The sequence below is a fragment of the Streptomyces boluensis genome (assembly GCF_009908195.1).
Taxonomy (GTDB): Bacteria; Actinomycetota; Actinomycetes; order Streptomycetales; family Streptomycetaceae; genus Streptomyces; species Streptomyces boluensis.
Genome location: NZ_JAAAHS010000552.1, coordinates 1 through 3714, shown reverse-complemented (window position 1 = coordinate 3714; position 3714 = coordinate 1). Strand labels below are relative to the sequence as shown.

General features: G+C 75.7%; 2 protein-coding genes. Both read right to left on the bottom strand.

The features are described from left to right. Positions 1–321 precede the first annotated feature (321 nt). Positions 322–1662 carry a DUF1266 domain-containing protein gene (locus tag GUY60_RS35675; RefSeq protein WP_246236070.1) on the bottom strand — a complete coding sequence of 447 codons (1341 nt, stop codon included), beginning with the start codon at positions 1660–1662 and terminating at the stop codon, positions 322–324. A gap of 72 nt (positions 1663–1734) precedes the next feature. Beyond that, positions 1735–3618: an FUSC family protein gene (locus GUY60_RS35670; protein WP_161705556.1), complete on the bottom strand. Its 1884-nt coding sequence runs from the start codon at positions 3616–3618 to the stop codon at positions 1735–1737. Positions 3619–3714 lie beyond the last annotated feature (96 nt).

Sequence of the window (3714 nt, the reverse complement as noted above, 5' to 3'; positions counted from 1 at the left end):
GGCACGGGCCGGTGCCGACGGGGACGCGGCGGCGCCCCGCTGGGGGAAGGGGATGGTGCGGTCACCGTCGGCGGAACGGGGTCGTCGCGTGCGCGGGGTTCGGGACGCCGGGAACGCGGACGCCGGTGCCGGAGGGCGGGCGGCGAGGGACTGGTGGAAGTCCGCTACAAGCCGCTGCGCGCACACCCGCAACGGTCCGGTACGCCGGGGGCGGCGGCCGGGGTTGCGGGACACATCTGGTGCGCGGTCACGCCCTCATCCTGCGGCGCGGGCCGTCGCCGGGTCAAGCCCGGATCGTTCGGGCCGGTCCGGATGCGGAGCTCAGCGCCCGCGTACGGCACCGCCCAGGAACGGCACCGTCAGCCACGGGCTGTCCAGCTCGGTGACGAGGGCGCGGTGCGCGGCGAGCACCGAGGTGTACCAGGTGCCGAACTCCTCCTCGTCGAAGTGCAGGCAGCGCCCCAGCACATAGCCCGCCGAGAACTCCTCCCACGAGCCGTACGCGGCGCGCGCTCCCGCCCCGGCCCGCTCGACGGCCTCGTACATCTCCGCCTCGGTGGCGTAGCGCGCCCCGCGGCCCCAGCGCGCCATCTTCGAGGCGCGGCCCACGTCCCAGGCGGCGACGGTGCGCACGATGCCGTCGGGCGCGAGCAGTCCGTCGGTACGGAAGCGGGCTTCGTAGCGCTGGATCTTGCCGACCAGGCCGCGCAGTTCGACGACGAGGCCGTCCAGGTCGGCGTCCGCGCCCGGGTGGTGGTCGTGGCCGGCGCGCCGGACGCGTTCGCGGAGGGTGGCCTCGACGGTGTCGCGCCAGGGGGCTTCGCCGACGGCGGCGCCGTTGCCGCCGTGCGTGGGGAGCAGCGCGTCGCGCGCGCCGAGCACGAAGTCCCAGTACCAGGGGCTGACTCGGCGGGTGAGGAGGCGTTCCTGGATGTCCTTCCAGTCGGCCCTGCTGTCGACGCCCCACCACTCGCTGAGCCGCTCGATCTCCTTGCGGTAGCCGATGCCGTGCCAGTGCAGGGTGTTCCACGGGTCGCCGTTGCCGTAGCAGAGATGTGCGCCGCAGGCGAGGCCGTGCAGAAGCGGGCCGGTCTCGGGAACTCCCTTGCCGGTGCGGCGAGTTACCACGCGGCTGCCGAAGCCGTCCGGGTCGGCGTGGTCGCCGCTGAGGTCGTACCAGACGTCCCGCTCCTCCTCGTCGACGGCGAGGAGCTCCTGGCACGGTGTGCCCGCGTTGACCGCCAGCACTTCGGCGTGGGCGGGGACGATGCGGGCGAGCTTGGCGAGGTTCGCGTACTCGTAGACGAGGTCGGGGTGCGGGCGCGGCAGGAATCCCTCGGTGTAGACCAGCACCCATACGCGGCCGCCCCGCTCGTGGCTGAACATCGGGAACTCGTCCTCGCCGGCCGCGTCGACTTCCTCGCGCCGCACCGGGTAGTAGACGCCTTCGATGGCGAGGGTACGCAGATAGGCGTACGAGTTCTCGCGCTGGATCAGCCGGTACAGGTGCTGTTCGACGTCGGTGGGGGCGAGCCAGCGGGTGCCCTCTTCGGGGTCGGGGATCTGCGGGAAGTACTCGTCGTGTTCCACGTCCCGCATCTCGTCGGTGTCCGCTCCACCGTCGAACCCGTGCTGTGCTGCGCCCCCGTCGGCCGTGTCCATGCCGTGTCCCCTCCGTGTCGATCTTCCCCGCGCACGGTATCCGAAAGACTGGGGTTCGCTGTGCGCCCGGGGTCAGGGGTGGCCGCAACTCGCCGTGGTACGTGAGGTGTTGAGGTGCGTCACCGGAAGTGGGCCGAACTCGGCTTCCAGGCCCAGGAGTTCGGCCTCGTGGCGGGTGGCGGCGGCCTGGCGGGCGGGGACGCGGCCACGGTCGTCGAGGTGCACCGCACAGGCCGTGGTGGTGTCCACGAGCCGTTCGAGTGCGGCCGCGGCGCGTTCCGTACCGGCGGTGTGGCGGGCCAGGGTGGGCAGTTCGGCGGCGGCCCGGTCGATGGCGGCGCGGGCCTCGGCGAGCGCGCGGTACGCCTCGCGGCGCAGTGTCCAGCGGGTGGCCCGGTCGGCGCGTTCGTCGCGGGCGCCGAGGACGTGGCGTACGTACGCGTGGGTGGCGGCGCGGGCCGTGGTGAGGCGGGCCGTGACGTCGCCGCCGCGCTGCCGGGGCCAGGGCAGGTGGCCGACGACGAGGACGATGGCGCAGGCGAGCAGGGTCTCGCCGCACCGCGCGGCGGCCATCTGGGGTTCGCCGCCGACCATTCCGAGGGCGAGCACGAGCGCGGTGATGGTGGCGGTCTGGGCGGCGAAGTGCCGTGCGGCGACCGGGATGAGCGCGCCGCAGCCGGCCGCGACGGCGATGAGCCCGCCGGGGTGCGGCAGCAGCGCGGCCAGTACGGCGAACACGGCGGCACCGGCGAGCGTGCCGAGGGCGCGGCACAGGACGCGGGACGCGAGCGGCCCCAGGTCGGGCTTGACGAGGAACACGGCGGTGGCGGGCAGCCAGTACCAGTGGCCGTGCTGGAGCGCCTGCGCGACGGCGGTGGCGGTGCCGTAGCAGGCCGCGACCCTCAGCCCGTACTCGCGGCCTGCCGGCCCGACTGCCTTGCGCAGTACGGTGGTTGGCGCCGCACGGCGTGCGTGCAGGGCGTCGGCGGTGCCCTTGTCGAAGGTGTCGGCGGCGCGCAGCAGCGCGTCGTCGAGGGCCCGCAGCGCGGCGTCACCACGCGCGGGCGCGGGCAGCGGACCGCTGGGCCTTCCCTTCCGTACGGCGGCGGCGAGGCGGCGCGGGCCTTCGGCGGCGCCGGGCACAGGCGTCGGTCGGGACCAGGCGAGCGCGGTGGCGGCCTCGGCGAGCGGGAGCGCGGCCGCGTACTGGGCGTGTACCCGGCGCTCCGCGACGCTGCTGGCGTGCCGCCGCAACCGCGGCCCGGCCAGGGCGTCCTGGGCCTGGTCGAGGGCGGCGGTGAGCGCGGCCCGGCGTGCGGTGGCGTTCCCGGTGCCGACGGCGTCGAGCAACCCCGCCACGGCGTCGTACACGGCGGCGACGGCTGCGCGTTCACCGTCGAAGCGGCGCGCGCCGCGGCCGGTGCCGGTGCCGGTGCCGGGCATGGGGGCGGGCAGCAGCAGCCGCAGGGTGAGCAGGAGTGCCGCCCCGGCGAGGAACAGCAGGGCGCGTGCGGCCGCGGGCTCGGGCAGCGGCATGCCCGCGCCGACCGCCATGGTGACGAGCCACTGGGTGCCGCACGCGGACGCGACCGGGCCGACCGCGCTGAGCGCCCCGCCCACGAGCCCGCACAGCGCGAACACGAGGGTCAGCTGCCCGGCGCCCGCGCCCTGTCCGAGCCAGGTGCCGAGGAAGATCCCGCACGCCCCGGCGAGCGCGGGCGCCCCGAGCCGGGTGACGGCGGCGCGCCGGCTGCCGGGCCGGTCGTTGACCCCGGCGAGCATGGCGCCGAGCGCGGCGAGCACCCCGGCGGTCGGGGCGTGCGCGAGGACGCCGAGGAGCAGCAGCGGTCCGCAGGTGAGGGCGCCGCGCAGCACCGCGTTCCAGGGGACGGGCCCCGGCTGCACTCGCAGCGCATGGCGCAGCCACGGCGGTACGGACGCTACGGGCTGTGGCACGGTCGGGCTCCTGCGGTCTGGTGTGCGGGTTCACCGGACGACGTCGGCCTGTGCGTTGCTGTCGAGCGTAGGGGGCGTTGATGGAGGGGGTGGGAC

Excerpts from the sequence above, each read along its gene's own strand:
- GUY60_RS35675 (WP_246236070.1), bottom strand. The coding sequence starts at position 1,662 with ATGGACACGGCCGACGGGGGCGCAGCACAGCACGGGTTCGACGGTGGA.